General features: G+C 45.7%; 20 protein-coding genes. 2 read left to right on the top strand and 18 right to left on the bottom strand.

Annotated features, from left to right (window positions below):
* Nucleotides 1-210: 210 nt before the first annotated feature.
* Complete coding sequence (metE, locus tag PUW25_RS12495; RefSeq protein ID WP_047911769.1) at nt 211-2,502, bottom strand: 5-methyltetrahydropteroyltriglutamate--homocysteine S-methyltransferase; 2,292 nt, start codon at nt 2,500-2,502, stop codon at nt 211-213.
* Nucleotides 2,503-2,843: 341 nt separating this feature from the next.
* On the opposite strand from metE, the gene PUW25_RS12490 reads away from it, so the two are divergent.
* Nucleotides 2,844-2,972, top strand: coding sequence for a DUF4023 family protein (locus PUW25_RS12490; protein ID WP_047911768.1), 129 nt, complete (start codon nt 2,844-2,846; stop codon nt 2,970-2,972).
* 151 nt (nt 2,973-3,123) lie between these two features.
* Here PUW25_RS12490 and PUW25_RS12485 read toward each other — a convergent pair whose 3' ends face one another.
* Nucleotides 3,124-3,684 carry a 5' nucleotidase, NT5C type gene (locus tag PUW25_RS12485; RefSeq protein WP_047911767.1) on the bottom strand — a complete coding sequence of 187 codons (561 nt, stop codon included), beginning with the start codon at nt 3,682-3,684 and terminating at the stop codon, nt 3,124-3,126.
* A 98-nt stretch (nt 3,685-3,782) separates the two neighbouring features.
* The gene (locus PUW25_RS12480) at nt 3,783-4,247 is read right to left on the bottom strand and encodes a DinB family protein (protein ID WP_274337115.1); all 465 of its coding nucleotides are present in this window, start codon (nt 4,245-4,247) and stop codon (nt 3,783-3,785) included.
* 249 nt (nt 4,248-4,496) lie between these two features.
* Between PUW25_RS12480 and glsA the strand changes: the two genes are divergently transcribed.
* Entirely contained in the window at nt 4,497-5,441 is a 945-nt protein-coding gene (gene glsA / locus PUW25_RS12475; RefSeq protein ID WP_274337114.1) for a glutaminase A, read from the top strand.
* A gap of 116 nt (nt 5,442-5,557) precedes the next feature.
* Here the strand turns inward: glsA and thiD are convergent, their stop codons facing one another.
* The 15 genes from thiD to PUW25_RS12400 form a co-directional block, all read right to left on the bottom strand.
* Nucleotides 5,558-6,373 carry a bifunctional hydroxymethylpyrimidine kinase/phosphomethylpyrimidine kinase gene (thiD, locus tag PUW25_RS12470; RefSeq protein ID WP_274337113.1) on the bottom strand — a complete coding sequence of 272 codons (816 nt, stop codon included), beginning with the start codon at nt 6,371-6,373 and terminating at the stop codon, nt 5,558-5,560.
* Between the two features lie 180 nt (nt 6,374-6,553).
* Nucleotides 6,554-7,933: an MATE family efflux transporter gene (locus PUW25_RS12465; protein WP_274337112.1), complete on the bottom strand. Its 1,380-nt coding sequence runs from the start codon at nt 7,931-7,933 to the stop codon at nt 6,554-6,556.
* On the bottom strand, nt 7,923-8,753 hold the full coding sequence (locus PUW25_RS12460) for a sugar phosphate isomerase/epimerase family protein (RefSeq protein WP_274337111.1): 831 nt from the start codon (nt 8,751-8,753) through the stop codon (nt 7,923-7,925). The genes PUW25_RS12465 and PUW25_RS12460 overlap by 11 nt, the downstream gene beginning before the upstream one ends.
* Before the next feature lie 32 nt (nt 8,754-8,785).
* Nucleotides 8,786-9,841 carry an oxidoreductase gene (locus PUW25_RS12455; RefSeq protein ID WP_274337110.1) on the bottom strand — a complete coding sequence of 352 codons (1,056 nt, stop codon included), beginning with the start codon at nt 9,839-9,841 and terminating at the stop codon, nt 8,786-8,788.
* 37 nt (nt 9,842-9,878) lie between these two features.
* On the bottom strand, nt 9,879-10,796 hold the full coding sequence (locus tag PUW25_RS12450; RefSeq protein ID WP_047911761.1) for an AraC family transcriptional regulator: 918 nt from the start codon (nt 10,794-10,796) through the stop codon (nt 9,879-9,881).
* An 18-nt stretch (nt 10,797-10,814) separates the two neighbouring features.
* Nucleotides 10,815-11,570, bottom strand: coding sequence for a sugar phosphate isomerase/epimerase family protein (locus PUW25_RS12445; protein ID WP_274337109.1), 756 nt, complete (start codon nt 11,568-11,570; stop codon nt 10,815-10,817).
* Nucleotides 11,571-11,642: 72 nt separating this feature from the next.
* Complete coding sequence (locus tag PUW25_RS12440; RefSeq protein WP_274337108.1) at nt 11,643-12,755, bottom strand: Gfo/Idh/MocA family protein; 1,113 nt, start codon at nt 12,753-12,755, stop codon at nt 11,643-11,645.
* Between the two features lie 125 nt (nt 12,756-12,880).
* Complete coding sequence (locus PUW25_RS12435; protein WP_274337107.1) at nt 12,881-13,465, bottom strand: hypothetical protein; 585 nt, start codon at nt 13,463-13,465, stop codon at nt 12,881-12,883.
* A gap of 84 nt (nt 13,466-13,549) precedes the next feature.
* On the bottom strand, nt 13,550-14,257 hold the full coding sequence (locus PUW25_RS12430; protein WP_274337106.1) for a hypothetical protein: 708 nt from the start codon (nt 14,255-14,257) through the stop codon (nt 13,550-13,552).
* 19 nt (nt 14,258-14,276) lie between these two features.
* Nucleotides 14,277-14,942: a hypothetical protein gene (locus PUW25_RS12425; protein ID WP_274337105.1), complete on the bottom strand. Its 666-nt coding sequence runs from the start codon at nt 14,940-14,942 to the stop codon at nt 14,277-14,279.
* Between the two features lie 158 nt (nt 14,943-15,100).
* Complete coding sequence (locus PUW25_RS12420; RefSeq protein WP_205053136.1) at nt 15,101-16,303, bottom strand: aminotransferase-like domain-containing protein; 1,203 nt, start codon at nt 16,301-16,303, stop codon at nt 15,101-15,103.
* A gap of 199 nt (nt 16,304-16,502) precedes the next feature.
* Nucleotides 16,503-17,303 carry a PHP-associated domain-containing protein gene (locus PUW25_RS12415; protein WP_205053137.1) on the bottom strand — a complete coding sequence of 267 codons (801 nt, stop codon included), beginning with the start codon at nt 17,301-17,303 and terminating at the stop codon, nt 16,503-16,505.
* Nucleotides 17,304-17,357: 54 nt separating this feature from the next.
* Nucleotides 17,358-18,191 carry an energy-coupling factor transporter transmembrane component T family protein gene (locus PUW25_RS12410; protein ID WP_205053138.1) on the bottom strand — a complete coding sequence of 278 codons (834 nt, stop codon included), beginning with the start codon at nt 18,189-18,191 and terminating at the stop codon, nt 17,358-17,360.
* Nucleotides 18,152-19,966 carry an ABC transporter ATP-binding protein gene (locus tag PUW25_RS12405; protein WP_274337104.1) on the bottom strand — a complete coding sequence of 605 codons (1,815 nt, stop codon included), beginning with the start codon at nt 19,964-19,966 and terminating at the stop codon, nt 18,152-18,154. Before PUW25_RS12405 ends, PUW25_RS12410 begins: the two co-directional genes overlap by 40 nt.
* Nucleotides 19,959-20,837: a DUF8171 family membrane protein gene (locus PUW25_RS12400; RefSeq protein WP_047911753.1), complete on the bottom strand. Its 879-nt coding sequence runs from the start codon at nt 20,835-20,837 to the stop codon at nt 19,959-19,961. The genes PUW25_RS12405 and PUW25_RS12400 overlap by 8 nt, the downstream gene beginning before the upstream one ends.
* Nucleotides 20,838-20,980 lie beyond the last annotated feature (143 nt).

Genomic DNA, 20,980 nt, shown 5'->3' with positions numbered 1-20,980 from the left:
ATATAAATAATTATAGATATCATCATTTCTCTTTGTTCCTATACGTATTACGAGCTGATGGGTTACAAATGAATGTTTTTCTCCGAGGTAAGTAACTTCAGAATATATACTTACTATTATAAATTATCATCCTTCAAGCAATAATACAAAAAAGAACCTGGCTGGATGCCAGGTTCTTAATGCTGCGTACGAAATATAACCTTTATTCTTTTACTTAATGGAAACCTCGTATTTTTCACGAGCTGCTTTGGTTGCTTCCACCATATGCTTCAGTGATTGTACCGTTTCTTCGGTTCCTCTTGTTTTCAAACCACAATCGGGATTGATCCAGAATAATTTAGGGTCCAGCACGCGCAGAGCACGGTCAATCATAGAGGTCATTTCTTCTACCTTCGGAACACGCGGGCTGTGAATATCGTAGACACCAAGTCCAATGCCCAGCTTGTAAGTATTATCCTCGAAGCTATGAATAAGCTCACCGTGACTGCGTGATGTCTCGATCGAAATGACATCTGCGTCCATATCTTCAATCGAATCAATCATATCATGGAATTCGCAGTAGCACATATGGGTATGAATTTGGGTGGAGTCCTTCACCGTACTTGTAGTCAAACGGAATGCCTTCACTGACCAAGCCAAGTATTCTGCCTGCTCTTCTTCTTTTAGAGGAAGTCCTTCACGTACTGCAGGCTCATCGACTTGAATCATTCCAATGCCCGCTAGTTCAAGCGCTTCAACCTCTTGTCTAAGTGCGTAAGCAAGCTGATAGGCGATCTGTTCTCTTGAAATGTCATCTCTCACAAAGGACCAGTTCATGATGGTAATCGGACCCGTCAGCATCCCTTTAACAGGACGTGATGTTTTGGATTGGGCATACTTGGTTTCTTTTACCGTCATCGGTTCTTCAAATCGAATGTCTCCGAAGATGACAGGCGGCTTCACGCAGCGAGAGCCGTAGGACTGTACCCAGCCGTTCTGAGTGAAGGCGAATCCACCCAGCTTCTCACCGAAAAATTCAACCATGTCTGTCCGTTCAAACTCACCGTGAACAAGCACGTCCAGTCCAATCTCTTCTTGCAGATGGATCCATGTATCGATCTGCTCCTCGATGAAGCCTTCATATTTGCTGTCGCTCCACTCGCCCTTACGCCAGAGTCTGCGCGCTTTTCGTACATCAGCCGATTGCGGGAAGCTGCCAATCGTCGTTGTCGGAAGCAGCGGTAAATTCCATTTATCCTGTTGAAGCAGGTGACGTTTCGAGAATGGCTGACTTCTCTCTGGATTGACGGAGCTAATGGCAGCGACCTGCTCACGAATATCGTTACGCTTGCGATCTGGTGACTGTTCCAGCGCACTGAGAGCCACATCACAATCGTCAAGCTCTGCTTGGATTGCCTCGCTCCCTTGATTGATCCCCTTGGTTAGAAGAACCAGCTCAATCAGCTTCTCATCAGCGAAGGCTAATGCGCCTTTCAGTTCGGGAGCGAGAGCTATTTCACTTGCTAGTGATACTGGTACATGAAGCAGGCTGCAGGAAGATTGGATAATGAGACGATCCTCAGATACCCATTTGCTGATTTCTTGCAGCTGTGCGAGCTTGTCACGCAAAGCGGCTTTCCAAATCCCGCGGCCGTCGATAATGCCAGCTCCAAGTACTTTGTCCTGAGGGAATCCGTATTTCTCAAGCGACTTTACATTGCCTGAATATCCATGAACAAGATCAAGTCCAATCCCTTGAACCGGCAGCTGAATGATATCCCCATAGTTCTCAACGGATTCAAAATAGGTTTGAAGCATAATTCTCAGCTTAGGCGCTGCAGCTGCAAAAGTGCTGTAGATCTTCTGCAGCCGCTGAATATCCTGTGAATCCAGCTTCGTTACTAGGATAGGTTCATCAACCTGCACCCATTCCACACCCTCATTCGACAATTCCTGAAGGATTTGACTATATAGCGGGAGCAGCTGCTCGATCCATTGATCCAGCTCTCCTTCCTTGTATCCTTTGGACAGCTTCAGGAAGGTAAGCGGTCCAATAATGACCGGTTTGCCTTCAATGCCGAGAGCTTCCTTCGCTTCTTTGTAAGCAATGAGAGGTTTATTTTCTGTAAGTGCTGGAGCTGCTCCGTCCAATTCCGGAACGATATAGTGATAATTCGTATTGAACCATTTTGTCATTTCACTTGCAGTTGCCTCTTTCGTTCCGCGAGCAATCCCGTAATACACAGAGAGGGGAACCGTGCCGCCATCATATGTAAAGCGCTGTGGAACGATACCGAACATTGCAGCCGTATCCAGCACTTGATCGTAATAGCTGAAGTCACCGACAGGAATCAGGTCGATTCCTTGTTCTTTTTGTTTGATTAAATGACTTAAGCGAATCTCTCGCAATTGTTCATGAAACGCGGCTTCTTCAAGCTTGCCTGCCCAATAAGCCTCTAGTGCTTTTTTCCATTCTCTCTGTGCCCCAATTCGTGGATAACCTAATATGCTGCTCTTTACCATCTCTTAACACTCCTATCTGAAAAATTGTTAAACAAAAGATATCACGGATCAAAGGTTATAGTGTAACTGTAATAAACTATACCTGGTTATAGCCTGTGGCTATAGCTAACAGCAGAGAGAAGGATAAAATGTCGAAAACATGATTACGTATGACTCCACACGAGTGAATACATTCATTCGTCAAATAAGTTGATTTAAAGTTGTCGAATATTCATAAGTTCAAACGACAGAAAAATGGATATCACTGTGTCGAATCTTGAAATATATTGGGCTTGGCGTGGATATATTAAGCAAGGTAAACGGATGAGGATCTGAACAAAACAAAGAGGAGGCAATAAATCATGGATAGCACGCATGACTATGTGAAGAAATTAAACGAAAATGCCGAGAAACAACGCCATAACAAAAATAATGGCAAAGGCACGCCTGGCGATAAGCTCCCGTCCAAGCAGCACAGTACCAATAAGTAACGACATTGATTTATCTATATTTTTGTGGTTAGATTTTCAGGAATATGTCTTTTGGTCAAGCCTTTGGTTTCGACAGAGATGTGACCTATAGAAAAAAGCCTGACGCGTCAGGCTTTTTCAAGACTATCATTCAATCGTAATGGTTTCATGATTACTCCATATTGAAGATCGAATCAATTCTTTTTTTGGCACCTTCCCATGATTCCATCACAGGTACTTTGTACTGCTCCAGTGCCTTTAGATTCCATGGATGAGGGATACAGAGAACCTTCTTCCCTCGCTCTATGGCGGGCAATAGATTATGCATACCATCATCGATGAGAAGATCATATTCGATCAGAGATTTCCTTTTACACACAAACAACTGCTGTAAGGAAATAAACGGCATATGCTTCTGCAGCCATTTCCACTTCTCCGCTGCCGATGAAGGGTCCCCCGCCGTCACGATAATCAGATCATATGCTTCATGAATCTTCTCCATCTCGGCTACCACATGCTCATCAAATAACTCCAGCTCTTCGTAAATTCGCGGCCGGTTAAAGAATACATCATGAGTACTGTCTGGATGTCGCAGGTGATCCGTGTTCCAGTCGATCATGTCTTCATAACGTAATGGATGTGTCGGAAAATCATTGTTGTTATGAAATATTGCTCTTCTGATGAAATGACATATCGTATCGTCCATGTCTACTGCTATTACGGGCTTCGTCATAGATCCTCCTGCTATGGGCTGAAATCTTAATCATTTCTTATTTTCATTTTATTGATACATTACACGAAAGCATTTGTCAAACAACCGACATGTATTATTTATTTTCTGATCTGTCTCTTTAATGCTATAATCGCACCCAGATGTAGTCCTTCATGAAAAATAGTTCGGATGAGCACTTGCTCAATGGTGTGCATTCCCATCTCTGTAGGAGCAAACTCTTCTTCCATTCGATCCTTGTATGTCTCCCTGATCACACCAGGTTGTTCCTTCAATAGAGCGACCAGCTCAGGCAAGGATGGGGTATCTGCAGTGAACTGGGCCGGGCTTGTTCCATAACCGAACCACTGATTAAATGCATTTGATACCAACAGCTCTTCCTTAGTAAGTATACGTATCCATAAATACTGATCAAGAATAATATGCCCCAGATTCCATCTCATATTGTTATTGAAGCCCTTCGGAATCATCTCTGCTTCTTCTTCGGTAAGGTCCTGCACAAGATGTAGCAGCTCCAACCGATATGTATTCAACTGTTCAAATAATACCTCATGTCTGCTGTTCATTGCATCTCCTCCTTTTCTATTTGTACCAATAATATACATTATATTGGTAAATTCTCTATTCAAGGTAATACTACATTCAGTAAATATTCAATCTCCCGTCTAATGTTTTATTCCCCCTGAACTCCAAATAAGGTAAACTGAACTATTAAGAAATTTAGATAGACGGATTGTAATAGAATGTGTCGCACTTCATATTACAATCCGTCGACAGAAAAAGTTATGGATCGCCGTGTAAAGGAGAGAAATTGAATGTCCAATACAAAAGAACTTGATACCCTGCTGCAGTCATTGCCGAGCTGGGTAGAGACCAGCATCCCCCACGCTTCAAGCGGAAAGGTTGCCTCATATATTCCCGAGCTCTCCAAAGCTCCACAGGATGCACTTGGCATCACCATCCTTGCACCTGACGGCCAATCCGTATCCGCTGGAGATTGTTCCCAAGTGTTTACGATGCAGAGCATCTCAAAAGTATTTACACTCATTCTCGCACTCATGGATAATGGCGAAGATGAAGTGTTTAAGCGAGTTGGTATGGAACCTACAGGTGATAATTTTAATTCCATGCTGAAGCTCGAGCTTGTACGCCCAGGGATTCCCTTCAATCCGTTTATTAATGCAGGTGCGATTACAGTTACTTCTCTGATTCATGGCAAAAACATGGAGGAGAAATCGCAGCGAATTTTAAATTTATTCCATAGCCTAACTGGAAAAGACAATCTTGCTTATGATATCGATGTTTTCAATTCAGAGCTGGAGAGCGGCGATCTGAATCGGTCAATTGCCTACTTCCTTAAGGGGAATCAAGTACTGATCGGAGACGTGGACGAGGTGCTGGACATCTATTTCAGACACTGCTCCATTCTCGTTCAGTGTGCGGACTTGGCAAGAATGGGATTGATTCTGGCCTTAGATGGCGAGGATCCACTGACGGGGACCCGACTGCTGCCCAAGAGATATGTACAGATAGCGAAGACATTCATGACAACATGCGGCATGTACAATGCGTCTGGTGAATTCGCGATAGATGTCGGCTTACCTGCCAAAAGCGGTGTATCCGGTGGGATCTTGTCACTTGTTCCCGGTCGATACGGAATCGGCGTCATCGGTCCTTCACTGAACGATAAAGGGAACAGCCAGGCGGGTGTCCATTTGCTTGAGATGGTATCCAAGCAGATGAACTGGAGCATGTTTTAAGCTAAACAACGTAATAAGGCTTCATCGTTCTGAATGATAGGTTGGTGTATAAAAAGAGAAGCTCCACTTCAGACAGTGATGTCTGATGTGAAGCTTCTTCTTCTATCGATTGAATGCTATTTAACCGATTCTTGAAGTCTGTGAGCTGCGTGCAGTGTAGGTCCTACAAAACGGTTCAGCGGGAAACCGCCTGCAATCGCTTTGGTGATGAAGGACTTCCCTTCACGAACTGCATCTTTTACAGACAAGCCCTTGGCAATACCGGCCGTAACCGCTGCAGAAGTTGTACATCCCGCACCATGTGTATAGTTAGTTTGTACGACATCGGCTTCCTGCCACTCAAAGCTCTTGCCATCGTATAACAGATCTACTGCTCGTCCAGGTTCAATGACACCCCGGTCTTTGATCAGGACATTCTTCGCTCCATGCTCATGAATAATAGCAGCTGCCTGCTGCATCTGCTCATGAGAACGAATCGGCCCCGTCTTCGCCAGCTGGGAAGCTTCAAATAAGTTAGGAGTGACCAGGTCAGCTCCCGGGATAAGATATTTCAGCATCGCTTCGGTATTTTCCGGTTGAAGCACTTCGTCCGTACCTTTGCACACCATTACAGGATCGATTACGATTCCTTTGTGATGGGTACGCTTCAGTTCGGAAGCAACAAGCTCAATAATCTCGACTGAGCCCAGCATGCCTGTCTTCATTGCGTCGAATCCAATCCCGTCGAGCACCGTGCGAAGCTGCGCCTCAACAATGCCAAGATCTACAGGATAGACGAGATGATCCCACGTATCAGGCTTCATTGCCACAACAGTCGTGAGAACCGTCATACCGTATACGCCAAGCTCCTGGAAAGTTTTGAGATCGGCTTGAATGCCAGCTCCTCCGCTTGTATCTGAACCCGCTATTGTTAATGTTTTTGGAATTGTCATGATGATGTTCTCCTTTACAATGTACAGTTGGAATCATCCTACTTCGAATTTGGTAGCTTGTCAAACGATTTTAGAGAGTCGTCGCATCAATTAAAAAAAGAAGAGGAGTAAATCTTTCCTCTTCCTTCCAAATGAAATACCGTATATATTATTTCACCATTTACCATTAAAAATGTAAATTTACAGTGCTTCACTATTACGTTCCGCTTGAACCAGTGCTTTTTGCTGCCAAGCCTTGCTCTTCCAGCGAATCAACAGCAGAATGCCTCTCAGCCATTCATCGGCGATAAATGCCGCCCAAATTCCATACAGTCCGTAACCTAAATGGATTCCTAGTATATAGGTGAGCGGGACACTGAAGCACCAGGTGACCAGAATAGATACCAGCATGGCTGCCTTGGCATCTCCTGTGGCTTGCAGGGCACGCTCTAATATAACATTGAAATTACGGCCAGGCTCCAGCAGAAAACTGAGCAGCAACAGGGAAGCTCCCATGGCAATTATATCTGGATCTGTTGTGAACAGCTGAATCAGCGGTTCCCGAAATAAGACAAGGACAGATACGGCACCTAAGGTGATGAACTGACTTCGAATCAAATTACGCAGTACGGTGCTGTAAGTGGCTTCGTGTTTCCCAGCTCCAACGAGCTGACCCACAATGATCTGACCCCCTCTGCCCAATGAAACGGCCAGAATCATCACAAAAAACATAATGTTTTGAGTGTAAATCTTCGTGGTCAGCGCACTTGCACCCAGCATTGAAATAAAAGCTGTTGTCACAAACTGATTGGTGGAATATGACAAGGACACCGCAGAAGAGGGAACTCCAACACGCAGCACCTTCTCAATATGATCTCTGCGCCAATGCAGCAAATCCGTCCATTGTATACGAACTTCCGCCGTTCTCCGAAGCAGAATTAGATTAATAATAAGGCCGGCACATTGCGCAATAATTGTGCTAATTGCTACTCCGACAATGCCCAGCTTAGGAAAGCCAAAAGGTCCAAAGATGACTAGGTAATTACCGCATATATTTAAAATATTCATGAAGATCGAAACGACCATCGTTTGTCGGGTTAAGCCATGGGACTGGATCATCGCTGTTGCTGCACTGAGAAGAGCCTGTATAACCAGACCTCCTCCAGCAATCATTAAGTAACTCTGTGCCTGCTCAAACAAGACCGGATCCAGATTAAACAAGCGGAGTAACGGACCACTAAACACAATTACAGCGATGCTGACGACGATGCCAAATAGAAAATTGAGCGCAAGCGAAGATCCTGCGAGTCTGCCGATCTCTGACTTTTTGCCGGCACCCAAATACTGCGAGATCACAACTGCAGAGCCGAGTGCTACAAAATTAAACATGAGCACAGCAAACATGATAATCTGATTCGCCACGCCAACGGCTGCTACTGCATCATCAGAAACTCTGCTCAGCATGAAGGTATCGGATGTACGGAGCAGCATCTGCAGGGCTGACTCGATAAAGATCGGCCAGGTGATCGCAAATAGAGTGAGCCCGGCAGCCGGCAGGACATTATTGTTGTTAGACTTCATATGCTCTCTTTATTTTTTCAATCCCCAGCTTAGCTGTTTCAAGAGGGGTTAATGCTCCATAATCTGCCCTAAACAGCTCTAGAGACAAGTAGCCCTTATATCCGGATTTGCTTAACAGAGCAGCCAGTTCTCGAGAAGGAGCAATTCCGTCACCTGGGAATACACGATCCGCATCCTGGATATGCTCCTTCGAAGGGATTCCAGGATAATCATTGACATGAACAATGCCAATCTGATCACCCGTCCACTCCGCAAGATCTTCTAAATTACTTCCTCCCGTATACATATGGAATGGGTCCAATAAAACTTTAGCTCCGGCAACACCGCTCGCTTGTAAAACATACTGTGCATCACTAACACAATGAAGCCGCTTAGCCTTACCCCAGAATTCCAGATAAGGCTCGACTCCGATTTCCCTCGCCAGCTCTGCCAGTTTTGCAAATGAAGAGGCAAAGTCTTCGAGTTCTACATCACCGACGTTGCCATAAGGCGGTGCTGCCGCAGCAGTACAGCCAAGCTCTGCAAGGGTGTGCAGCTCTCTCTCAGCAAGCTCAAATCCTCTTTTTCGCTCAGCTGGATTTGTGTCCGCCCAGCTCCAGAATGCAATGGCGTTTGCGAATTCAAGACTGTGCGCCTCCATATCACTTCGCAGTTCGGATAAAAGTCCACCTGCTTCAAGATAAGTATCAATATCTTTAACCCACAGCTCAATCCCTTGATATCCCGCTTCAGCTGCGATCCGGATCTGTTCCCTTACACCGAGCCGATACGGCAAGAGTGTGGAAGTATTCAAGCATAATTTAAAAGGCAGCAACATCATTTCCTTCTTTCCGTATGTAGTTATGGTTAAGGTTATGGAGTAAACGGGACCCTTCTCTGCTCAGCATGACTTTCCATGCCAAGCTCGATGACACGAATAGCCATTCTTGCCTGCTCCGCCTTAACCGCTAGTTCACTCACTCCCGTGATGGCTTCATACACGTTCCGATAATATGAATCATAGCTGCCGGGAATGGTCTTGATGCGTCCAGTGAAATGAAGCCCATCTAACGTCGTATTTAAAGTTCCCCACCTCTCGGCCGGTTCTTCCCCCCAATGCGGTGTCCCTGGTACTCCGCCAGCTTTGAGTGCATCCTCTTGTGGATCTTCGCCATATTTGATATAAGACCCGTTCATGCCATACAAGCGATATCTCGGTGCTGGATCCACCGAGAGCAAGGTTGACTTCAATCTCACGGACAGTCCGCTGTCATAGTGAAGCGTAACATCAAAATAGTCGGATGCCTGTGCCTCTTCTCGCTGTACCTTCAAGTCGGCTTGAATACTGTTTGGCAATCCAAACAAGGTTAATGCCTGATCAATCAGATGGACTCCGAGATCGTAGAATGTCCCAGAGCCTTCTCCTCCTGCATCCCTCCATCTTCCAGGTTGTGCGATCGGGCTGTAGCGATCCCATATCAACTCTGCTTCGGTTATAGGACCGACCAAATTGCGCTGGACCACTTCTTGCAGCGTCAGATAATCCCCATCCCATCTGCGATTATGGAATACACTAAGCACAAGCCCTTTTTCCTTAGCAATCGAGATCAGTTCATCCGCTTCTTCTCTCGTCGTTGTGAAGGGCTTCTCCACGACAACATGCTTGCCGGCCATAAGCGCATCCTTGGCAAATGAATAATGATTCGTGCTCGGAGTCGTAATGACAACTAGATCAATGTCAGGATCATGATAGAGCTCATCGACCTTCTGCAGAGCTTTGATCGAAGGGTAATCGTTCAAGCAGGAATTGCCGCTTCGCTGAACAATCGCTGCAAGCTCAAGACCTTCGACGGAAGTTATAACTGGCGCATGAAAGGTTTTGGCTGCAAAACCATACCCGATAATACCAACTCGGACATTTTTATTCATATTTACATTCACCTACTTGCTTATATTCGTATACATTCTATCTCTGTGAACCAATGTTATATAAAATTCGATTAATCGGATACTGCGATTCGGACACTTTGACTGGAACGAGATCGCGATAGACCGGATTGAAGTACTTCTTGCGGTATTGACTGGCTGTGAGACCTTTCACCGACTTAAACAGGCGGCTGAAATAATTCTCATCCGTAAACCCTACGGCAAAAGCAACCTCCTTGATGCTGCCGGCTTCATACAGAAGGAGCTGACAGGCTCGATCAATGCGTCTGTGAATAATGGTCTCTCTCGGTGAGCGGCCAATAAACTGTACGAAGGATCTAGTAAAATGTTCGTGTGACCACCCAACCTGATGTGACAGCTGTTCAATCGAAATCGGCTCATCCAAATGCTGATCTATATAATCCAGCGCCTTGACGATCTGACGCGGTACTCGATTGGCAAGCTTCATCATCGGCTCGTCATAGAGGTGTCCATCAATCTCCATCAGTAAAGACCATAGCAAGGAGCTTCCGCGAGTCTGAAGCTTGCCAGGATAGGCATATGCGATATGCATAATTTGCTTCATTAATCCGATGTGCAGCTCTTCACTCAGCGGCACACAGCTTGGTCCTCCAGGAGCAAAAAGGGGCAGAATCTGTTCAATTTCAGACGGATCAGCGAATCCAAAATGAATAAATAAGTGCCTCGCCGGCTGATTTGGATCATATTCATAGGAATGCAGCTCGCCTGGTCTGGTCAGAACAAAGCTCGGCTCCTTCAGCACATAAGCGCGGTCATCTACCCGATAGACGCTATGAGTACTGTCCGGGAAGAACAGCAGCTCATAGTCATTTATCCGTCTTGGACCGAGAGCGGTACCGGGCTTCTTGACGATATCGCCGACAATATGGATACGCGGCAATTGGACCTGATGTGTGTGTTGTTCCCGGTTTGACATAATGCTCATCCTTTTCTATTACGCTTTAATCCCCAGCTTCTGTAGATTTCGGAAGCTGATCTTAAGGCTTTCCATCGGATCTCTACGGCTCTGATCCTGTTCAACAACGAGCCACTGCGTTCCAACCTGCTTGGCAGTATCTGCAATGGCATGGAAATCGAGAATGCCTTCTCCGATCTCGGCAAAAAACTGCTCCTCCCCAGCTTCCATATCTTTAATGTGAAGCAGCGGGCAGCGATTCTTCAATTTGCTTAAATATTGAACCGGATCTACGCCGCCACGCTTCGCCCAATAGGTATCCAGCTCAAGCTTCACAAGCTCAGGATCCGTTTCCCTCAAGACAATATCGAGAGCGAGTTCTCCGTCAAACTTGTTAAATTCCCAATCATGATTATGATACAACAGCTGAACTCCTCTTCGCTTGAACTTCTCCCCAGCTTCATTCAGCTTGGCGGACTTCAGAAGTACTTCTTCTTTAGAAGAGAAGCGGAGTGACAAGCCTACGAATTTCTCACCATTAACCTCTTCCAAATAATCAGCAATCACATCCGGATCAAAATCAAATGTATCAAAACCAGCGTGACTTCCAATGACCTTAAGACCGAGATGATCCAGCAGTGATTTCTGTTCTGCAATCGTCATTCCTTCAGGAGGACGACCTAATTCGATCCCTTGATAGCCAATTTCAGCAATTTGGGTTAGAGTTCCCACATAATCTTGGCTGAGTTGTTCGCGAACGGTGTAGGGCTGTACTGCAATTGGAAACGTATTCATACTTGTATACATCCTCTCTGAGCTTCTTTTGTATTCATGTATTTATGTCAACATTAATCCTTACCATCAAGGCTACATATCCAAAGTGTTATACTTCAGACCCATCGGTATAGGTGTCGGTTTTTCTGTGGTAGATTCCAGCTTAATATGCTGTCCTTGCTCCGAAGCTTCGAAGATTCCCAGCGAGATATCGAGCACATGACGAGCGAGCTGTCCGCTGGCGCGGTTTTTCCGTCCAGACTGAATGGCATAGGCCATATCGGCAACACCCATACCGCGTCCTTCTTCTGCATACGGATGGGAATGTGGAATTTCCTTCGTCTGCCCGTTCGCAAACTGTATGGATATTGTGCCGCCGAAGAAGTTCGGATCTGGAACGTACAGGATACCTTCTGTTCCATAGATCTCCATACGTGGGGAATAGCCGAAGGCTTCCTTAGCCGCAGTGAAGCTCGCCACCGCTCCGCTGTCAAAATCAAGCACCGCTGATACATTGGTCGGGGCTTCGATGGGAACCGACTGGCCAAAGGCTGGAGATTTAGGATTCTGAATAACAACTTCCTTATGTAATTGTCGCGCAGAGCCGGTTACACGGTTCACAGGGCCAAGCAGTGCGATGAGAGCGGTCAAATAGTATGGCCCCATATCCATAATTGGATCTCCACCCAGCTTCAAGAAGTTGCGGAAATTGGGATGCGTACCGCTTGTTGAGTTCCCCATGATAATGGTTGCGCTTGCAGAATAAGGGGTTCCAATCCAGCCGTCATTGATTAATTTGATACAAGTCTGGATACCCGCACCAAGGAACGTATCAGGCGCGCAGCCTACGAGCAGGTTTTTTTCCTTCGCCAGATTCAGCACTTGATCGGCATCCTCCCGGTTTAGTGCAAATGGCTTCTCGGTGTACACATGCTTGCCTGCATGCAATGCCTGTAAATTGAGTGCTGCATGCGCACTGGGTGCTGTCAAATTGAGAACGATTTCAATCTCGGGGTCTGCGAGGAGCTCCTCCACAGTATATACATGAGGAATACCGTATTCCTCGGCTCTTTTCTGGGCAAGCTCCGGTACCAAGTCCGACACCGCTTTGACCTCCACTATGCTATCAAACATGCCGGTTAAATTCTTCAAATATATAGCACTGATCACACCTGTACCTATAACGCCAACTTTGATTCTGCGCACGATCACATCATCCTTTTCACATGAAATTGATTCTCTTGTGTAATTATTATTACGTATTACAGCCAGGAGCTCAATGGACTGTAACGCAAATAAACTGGATTTATTTGATGTGATCTCAGGATGAATTACAGAGACTCCAGGAACAACAGGTTGCGATAAATGTATGGACTGCAGCTAGGCTTGAAATTTAGAGCAATGCCTCCATCTTCAATTCCGGCTTCAACACGGATCAAGGCTTTCGATTTAACGAGAGCTCGAACCATTTTGTTAACGGCTTTCACATCTCCCACGCCTGCGGCTCTCGATAGGGCTGCTGCGAATGGACGGTTGTATGCGAGCTGAGTGTACAATGGAGTGACAGCCCTTGCGATCATGCGATGCACTCTTGTATTAAAATAAAATTGAACGGAACCTGGTATAATGGTCGTGCCATTGGTCAGCTCGGTGATGGAATGTTTTGTGGGAAAAGAAATAAAATATCCGATACCGTTGGAACCGAGGGGCAGTCCCATGGCCTTCCTCGAAGCCAGTCCAAGCAGCACCCCCATCTTATCGAGGTCCGCAGCAATCACTGCCTTGCTCCATGCTGAGGCATATTTCGGATGTTCTGCAATCGCACGATAGAACGGCAGCATTACTACTGCACTGTATTGAATCCTAGATACCGGAATATGTGATGATTTTTTAGGTGCCTTTCGCTTCATCGTCATGTTTAGAAACCTCCTATAGGTATACATCGTTTATAGGATCAGTGTATGACGCTGTTTAGTACATGATTGGGCAGCTTCTGGCATTTATCGTATTTGAGGAGCTGGCATGGCGTTCATGTATATCCAAGGAAGGGAATTACGCATGGCATTATACAGAGGATGATCCTCTCTATGTCTCGAATTCATAATTGATTTCACTGCCATTGTGAATCCGGTGTGGATTTGATGTGGACCACTCTCATTGATGTGAAGATCACCTATGTAATAGTTATAAGTTTGATAATCCTGGAGCAGCAGCTCTATGTTATCCAAGAGCAGCTTATGCTCTTCACTCCCCTTCTCGATGATGACTGAATTCGACTCAGACAGCAGCACCTCTTCAATGTAATGACTGTATAGCTGATTCGTCACAATAAATTCGTTAGTTGACACTTTTTCCCCACCTCTTCCATTGAAATAGGGCTCTATTAAAGCGAACTGCTCGACCGCACGTAAGATATGATCGGAGATTTGACTCGTCCGAAGCGCCAGGTCTTCTCTCTTGACACTGTCCTGACTAAGCAGCACCTGCATGGCTGTCAGATCGGTCACGGGAGCATCAATCCAGTTGCTCTTCAATTCCTTCCACAGCTTTTTATTCACCGACCACAGCTCTGATTTTGCAGCCTTATATGTGCTCAGTTCATCCTCGCTGCGTCCATACTGATTGAATGAAGCAACACTTGCCCATATCAGCAGTATAGAGCATATTGCGACGACCCCGATCCTCGCCTTTGAAGTTTGTTTTGTCATTATAACTACCTCAATTATTTTAATTTCCCCAGCGTAATTCCTCATAGAAAAAATGTTCGCTGCGATCCTGTTGATTCGCTATCTCTTTCATAACTCGCTTGTAAGTGGTCACGATATCCGCAGGGGCATCTGTATTGATGTGATAGGGGGCTAGTGCCTCCGTCAGCCTCGTGTAATCCGATATAAGAAAGCCAACTTCTGTCCGCAATTGATCTATTAATTCCTGATCACCGTCACGAAGGGCTATATCGAATTTCAGAAGCCACTTTTTCTTCAGAAATTCCATGTATTCTCTCGTCACCGAATCCATAGTTGTGATCGTTACCCGGCCGTTTCTATCAAAATGGTCCTCCATCAGGGTAAACAGGAATAACGCTTGCTCCCAATGGAAATAGACATTATTCATCCTGTCCCTGATTTCGGCGGAATTCGATTCGTCTTCATTCAGAAGCTTAGCCACTTGCTGCAATTCTTCCAGCGGATACTGGATCCAGTGCTGCTTTGTCTTCTCCCAGGCCAGTTCTCTCATTTCCAGAACCGTGTCCCTGGTATAAGCCAGTCGATTGATTTCCTGCTCCGTCTTATGCTCCTCATAAGCATTAATGGGTATGGAGATCAGCGGAATAAATAGAATAAGTCCCAAACATGCGGTTAGAATTAATTTGTTCTCTTTGGATATCTTCATGTTCAACTCCATCATTCTGTCGATAAGATAACTAATATTAGCAAAATATACTATATATTAATACTCTTTAAAAGTAATATTTTGGATAGCAAAAAAGAGACAACTTGGTTAACAACCAAGTTGTCTCTTCTGGATACTGCAGGCCAAAATTCAATTGTTTAGTTAGGAACCGACACATCGTTCAATTCACGCTGCAGCACTTCGCCAATTCGCTTCATGCCTTCCACAATCCGTTCATTCGGCATATTAGAGTAGTTAAGACGCAGTGTATTCTTAACCCCGCCGTTCGGGAAGAACGGTGCTCCAGGTACGAATGCGACATTATTATTCAGGCATTCAACAAACAGCACGCTTGAATCAACGGTATCCGGAAGCTCCACCCATATGAATAGACCGCCCTCAGGCACACTGTGCTTGATGCTTGCAGGGAAATATTCCTTGATACAGGACAGCATCGTCTCGCATCTTTCTTTGTAAACGTCTTTGATCTTCTCTACATGAGCATTGATGTCATTCTGCTCCATATATTTTGCAGTAAGCATCTGAGCGAAGCTGTCTGTATGCAGATCAGCCGACTGCTTCAATGCGACATACTTATCAATGATCTCCTCACTTGCGCATACCCAGCCAAGACGAAGTCCTGGTGCAAAAATTTTGGAGAAGGTGCTGAGATAAATGACTCTGCCTTCGGTGTCAAAATGCTTGACTGGTGGAAGAGATTCACCTGCAAATCGAACAGCTCCATACGGGTTATCTTCGACAATCAGCACATTATATTTATTCGCCAGTTCGACCATGCGCTGCCTTCTATCCAGCTTCAAGGTACGACCTGTCGGGTTCTGGAAGTCAGGAATCGTATAGATGAATTTGGCCTCCGGATGGGCTTGAAGAGTCTTCTCCAGCTCCTCCATGATCATGCCATCATCATCCATAGCGACTTCTACGAACCTAGCGTCATATACTTTGAACGCGTTAATGGCAGCCAGATATGTAGGACTTTCACAAATAATCGTATCGCCTTCGTTAATAAACAGCTTGCCTGTCAGGTCAATCGCCTGCTGTGAGCCGGAGGTAACAAGAACCTGCTCAACCTTCGATTGAATACCAATTGCGCTCATTCGTTCACAAATGGCACTACGCAGAGGGGTATATCCTTCAGTTGTACTGTATTGAAGTGAAGCTTGTCCCATCTCCGTCAATACGGTATCAGCAGCTGCTCTGATCGCATCCACCGGGAACAGCTCAGGCGCAGGAAGGCCTCCTGCAAAGGAAATGACCTCGGGTCTTTCCGTTACTTTTAAAATTTCTCTTGTCTCCGACGGTTTAACATAGCCGGCTCTAGTTGAATATTTATCGTCCATTTCATTTACACTCCTTTGAATTATATAATAACACGCCATGGCGAATTGTAAAAAATAATAATCTTCATAAAATCCATAAAGAGAATCACACCTTATGTATTGTATCAATAATTGCAGGATCAATTCGTTGTTATCTTCATTAAGCAGCGGAGTGAATAAACAAAAAGAACTGCAGATCTCCCGCAGTTCTTTACATTGATTATATGTTGACTACCTGCTCCTGCTCCAATTCGTCTCTGGATGGGGGCTCTCCCTGAAGCTGCTTCAGTAGCTTCTTCATCATCACAGAAGCCTTGACTCTCAGCTCTAGCGAATCCGATATTTCCACTTGATAGGCCCCCTGCTGAATAGCCATTCTCAGCTCATCAACGGTGTTAACGGGGGCATTCATCCGGTTCATTACGCTCCCATATTGAAGACATTGATGACTGTCGCTTCCAGCAACAATCGGGAGCCCAAGAAGTTCTGCAAAAGGATAGATTTTCGCTTGATATGCCGCTGCGCCTTGTTTGTACAGATCCTTTGCATTAAGATCCAGGGCATCAAGCCGCTTCAGCAGGTTTACATTGATATGGTGAAGCGGGGTCGATGAGCGATATGGATGCGCTCCAATCTTAAGTACATTCCGTTCCTCTACAAGGTCAAGCAGCTGGGCAAACGGGATGAAGTTATCTTTAGACAGATAAGGCTCAAGCTGTTCCCGAATTGACAAGATCTCCTCTCTTGTGCTGATGAGAAGGATATGCCCTGTTTCTCTAATATCGACCTCCATCCCGGGAAATACACGGACCCCCTCGGCCTCGTAGTAGTGCCCATTATAAGAGTACGCCTCATCAAGCGCTGCATAGATTTGTTCAAAATTCTTCGTGTTAAAGTGCTCGGTGAGTGCAATGCCTAAAATATTATTCGACCTTGCTTCTGTCAGCATCTCCTTGAAATAGTCCAGGGAGAAATCAGATTTCTTGGATAGCTTCCCATGAGTATGCAAGTCTATGAACATTCGATTCATCTCTCCTTAGATATAACTTAAGATAGGAACTTTTCTGTCAATTGATTAGTACAGCAAGTTCGGCAGCCTCTCTCCAAACCAGAACAGCCAGGTGATGTAAGCGAATGAAAAAATGATAAAATAAACATCGATGGCTCGAACCTTAAGATAGGACAGCCTCAGCTTCTTCACTTCAGGATGATTCATACCGTACGTAAAACCTCTTGTCTCAAGTGCCTCTACGGTCGTTCTCGAGCGTTTGGCCGTATTCAGCATAAGTGGGTAGAAGCTGAGCACCAGAATACGTAAATAGTAAAAGATGTTCCTGAAATAGAGCATGCCTGGGCGCTCAGGCGAACGTCCTCTTAGCCGGTAAGACAGCAGAATTTGATGGAACTCTGATAACAATGTAGGCAATATCCGATAACCGTACGATAAGCTGAACGAGAATGCTTCGGGAACGCCAAGCGCAGATAGACCATCACTTAATTTCTCTGGATCCATACTGGAAAATACAGCAATGCTCGCCAGCGAAATAACGGATAATTTCAGTGTAAGAGTGAGGAGCGGCAATAATGTTTCAAGGCTGCCTCCAAACAGCATGGAGAACAGAAACATCCACCCTACCTGACCAACGAGACCCAGCGTTAAAATAATGAGAATAACGTAGCTGACCCTCGCAAGGGCCGTCATACTAACGATAAACACAAACATACCGAACAGTACGGTCGTGTTATGTATGAACCAAGGGACGGTGGCAAAGAACAGATACCACAGCAGCAAGGTCCGGGGGTCTAATCTTCCAATAAAAGTTGTTGATCTGCCGTAGGCTGTCCCTAACAGCTCCAGCTTAATCCGTTCTACGGAGATGCGGTCAAGCGTTTTTCGGACGATATCCATGTGCTCACCTCCCCTTCCCCCGTTAGCTCAGACCCGCTTGCAGGTGAATAAAATGAGAGAAACTCCTCAAGTGTATAGCAGATCCTTGGCAATCCTAAAGCAAGGCTAAGCTCCATGAGCTGAGTCGATACTAGACCTGCACGCTCCAGCAGTCTCCCGTCAGCGAAGATTTCTTCCTTCGTTCCATCTGCGAGCACAACCCCCTGATGCATAACGATGATTCGAGTTGCCCACTCGGAGACCAGCTGCATATCATGCGTGGCAATAATGACAGTCTCCACCTTGTCTTTCAATGAAGCTAATACGTGCTGCATCTCCTGCTTGGTTGCGATATCCAGATTAGCTGTCGGCTCATCCAGGAGCATTATAGCTGGCTCCATGGCTGCACCAATCGCCAGGGCCGTACGACGCTGCTGTCCACCGCTTAGCAGCCGGGCATCCTTGTCCCTAAGCTCCTCTAATCGGAAATGCTGCAACATGCCTTCAAGCCGCTGATCTTTACCATGTACACGATGCGCATTCAGATAGTACGCAATTTCTTTTTCAACGGAATCTTCAATGAACATTTCCTCTGGATTTTGGTATACAAAAGCCGTATGCTTAGCCATTTTCTCGGGTGTCATTGCTCTTACGTCCTGCCCATTTACCTGCAGGTATCCCGAAGTTGGTTTTACGATGCCAGCAATCAGCTTCAGAAGAGAGGATTTGCCTGCGCCGTTATTGCCCACGATGGCGATGGACTCACCCGAATGAATGTGCAGATCAACTCCGTCTAATACCGCCTGCATTTTTTTAAGGATTGTTCGGTAGGACAGATGGACATCTTCAGCCAGGATCATGGTATTTGCTGTATCTTCGATTTCAGTTGGGTGAGTCATTGGCTTATCCTGAGATTTTGCCTCGATTCTCTCCTCCGCTGCAAACCAATGAATGGCTTCCTCCAGTGTGATGGGAAGAAGTTGTTCCTTATGCAAACGCTCATTCTGTGGATCTATGCTCTGTTGACGGGCAACCCGCCAAGCAGCCTGTGTCACCTGAGGGGGGAAGATACCGAGATTCAGCAAAGTTTCCACTGAAGATAACGCTTCGCGGACAGGCAGCTTCCACTTCACTCGGCCACCATCCATCAATACAACCTCATTGCAGTAATCAGCAATAAACTCTGTATGATGCTCTATAACAATAATGGTTTTTCCCAAATCCTCATTCAGATGCTGCAGAATATCGTATATTTGCCGGGCATGACGCGGATCCAGCTGGGATACAGGCTCGTCGATAACCAGAATTTCGGGGTCCATGGCAAGTGCACCGGCGAGAGCAAGCAAATGCTTCTGTCCACCGCTAAGTGACCAGATGAAGGCATCTTTTACACCATACAGTCCCATCATTCGCAGTGCTCTCTCCCCACGGGCAGCGTAATCCTTATATCCGTAATTCAATGGTGTGAACATAACATCGTCCATGACGGTAGGCCTGACCAGCTGATTCTCAAAATCCTGGTATACATAGCCCACATATCTGGATAACTCCGCAACCCCTGCAGCTTCTGCAGTCAACCCACAAACCGTCGCATCCCCTGTATATTCACCTGCATAATAGTGCGGAATCAAACCGTTAAAACATTTGCACAGAGTAGATTTGCCTGACCCGTTGCTTCCGACAATGGCGATAAAATCTCCTTTGTTCACGGTAAGCGATACTTGATCTAACGCAGGGGCATCATCACCGGGATATGTAAACGAAATGTTCGTTAATTGGATAACGGGCTCAGACATTTTTGGTCTCCGTCCCTTTATCCGACTTCTCAGCCTTGCTGCGCATGGCAATGAGTGTAATGACTGATATTAGTGCAGCTGCTCCAATACTGATCCATATGAGCTGCTGTTCGGACACGCCTGTAAAGATGTCCTCCCATTCAGCAATGTTCCATTCCGTCTCAGAGAGAATCTCTGCTCCCACGGCGACGACCGCAAGGATTACACTGAGGATCACATATTTCGGTGATATCCATGCAGCTGTATCATATTTCATTCCTTTATGACGGGGACGTATGCCTAGAAGGGGTTCGATCTTTCCATACAGTCGGGGAACAAGATATAGGGTCGGAAGCAGAGCAAACAATATGCCTGAGAATAACACATCGTTTAGAAAACCAACCCCTTCGATGACGACGATACTTTCAGCAAGTCCCTCTACCGCTTCAAGCTCTTCTACACCTACCCAGACCTTAACAATGTCCACTATAGAACTAAGTAATTGATGAATGGCCACCCCTGTAATTGCTGCGATTCCTACCTGACGCTTGTTCGTTGGATCCTTAACTAATCGACCAGCTGTGTACATTGCCAAGGAAAAAGTGATGAATTTCTCAACTTCGCCAAGTCCGCCGAATTGACCGAGCATCAGCTCACCGAAGATGATCTCCCCTACCGATGCGCCGACAGCAGCATACAGCGGATGAAACAGCATGCACAGCGTGAGCGGAATGAAGGCAAAGTACTCCACCGATAATTCGATAGGCCCAAGCTGTACGCTTGGGATCAGTTCTGTGAACATGTTAGACAAACCATACAAAGACATGGACAGCACAAATATCATCATTTTCTGTGATGAGGTCAGTGTGTACCGTGCAGACAATGTATTCATCGTGTTAAGTTCCTCCTCTAATCGTGAAATATAACACCATTATAGGAAGGTCTGATTATCGCAAAATTCCAGTTATATTAACGCAAAATCAACATTTTTTCATCATTTTTGACGGTGTAAAAATATTTACATAACATTCGATC

The organism is Paenibacillus urinalis (genome assembly GCF_028747985.1).
Taxonomy (GTDB): domain Bacteria; phylum Bacillota; class Bacilli; order Paenibacillales; family Paenibacillaceae; genus Paenibacillus; species Paenibacillus urinalis.
The sequence above is the reverse complement of the archived record's forward strand: the minus strand, read 5'-3'. Positions and strand labels throughout refer to the sequence as shown.

Bases quoted from the DNA above. Each gene is read 5' to 3' on its own strand.
- glsA (WP_274337114.1), top strand. From the start codon at position 4,497: ATGTCCAATACAAAAGAACTTGATACCCTGCTGCAGTCATTGCCGAGC.
- PUW25_RS12450 (WP_047911761.1), bottom strand. From the start codon at position 10,796: ATGTCAAACCGGGAACAACACACACATCAGGTCCAATTGCCGCGTATC.
- PUW25_RS12480 (WP_274337115.1), bottom strand. From the start codon at position 4,247: ATGAACAGCAGACATGAGGTATTATTTGAACAGTTGAATACATATCGG.
- PUW25_RS12445 (WP_274337109.1), bottom strand. From the start codon at position 11,570: ATGAATACGTTTCCAATTGCAGTACAGCCCTACACCGTTCGCGAACAA.
- PUW25_RS12485 (WP_047911767.1), bottom strand. From the start codon at position 3,684: ATGACGAAGCCCGTAATAGCAGTAGACATGGACGATACGATATGTCAT.
- PUW25_RS12455 (WP_274337110.1), bottom strand. From the start codon at position 9,841: ATGAATAAAAATGTCCGAGTTGGTATTATCGGGTATGGTTTTGCAGCC.
- PUW25_RS12430 (WP_274337106.1), bottom strand. From the start codon at position 14,257: ATGACAAAACAAACTTCAAAGGCGAGGATCGGGGTCGTCGCAATATGC.
- PUW25_RS12465 (WP_274337112.1), bottom strand. From the start codon at position 7,933: ATGAAGTCTAACAACAATAATGTCCTGCCGGCTGCCGGGCTCACTCTA.
- PUW25_RS12410 (WP_205053138.1), bottom strand. From the start codon at position 18,191: ATGGATATCGTCCGAAAAACGCTTGACCGCATCTCCGTAGAACGGATT.
- PUW25_RS12435 (WP_274337107.1), bottom strand. From the start codon at position 13,465: ATGACGATGAAGCGAAAGGCACCTAAAAAATCATCACATATTCCGGTA.
- PUW25_RS12460 (WP_274337111.1), bottom strand. From the start codon at position 8,753: ATGATGTTGCTGCCTTTTAAATTATGCTTGAATACTTCCACACTCTTG.
- PUW25_RS12400 (WP_047911753.1), bottom strand. From the start codon at position 20,837: ATGAATACATTGTCTGCACGGTACACACTGACCTCATCACAGAAAATG.
- metE (WP_047911769.1), bottom strand. From the start codon at position 2,502: ATGGTAAAGAGCAGCATATTAGGTTATCCACGAATTGGGGCACAGAGA.
- PUW25_RS12420 (WP_205053136.1), bottom strand. From the start codon at position 16,303: ATGGACGATAAATATTCAACTAGAGCCGGCTATGTTAAACCGTCGGAG.
- thiD (WP_274337113.1), bottom strand. From the start codon at position 6,373: ATGACAATTCCAAAAACATTAACAATAGCGGGTTCAGATACAAGCGGA.
- PUW25_RS12490 (WP_047911768.1), top strand. From the start codon at position 2,844: ATGGATAGCACGCATGACTATGTGAAGAAATTAAACGAAAATGCCGAG.
- PUW25_RS12405 (WP_274337104.1), bottom strand. From the start codon at position 19,966: ATGTCTGAGCCCGTTATCCAATTAACGAACATTTCGTTTACATATCCC.
- PUW25_RS12425 (WP_274337105.1), bottom strand. From the start codon at position 14,942: ATGAAGATATCCAAAGAGAACAAATTAATTCTAACCGCATGTTTGGGA.
- PUW25_RS12415 (WP_205053137.1), bottom strand. From the start codon at position 17,303: ATGTTCATAGACTTGCATACTCATGGGAAGCTATCCAAGAAATCTGAT.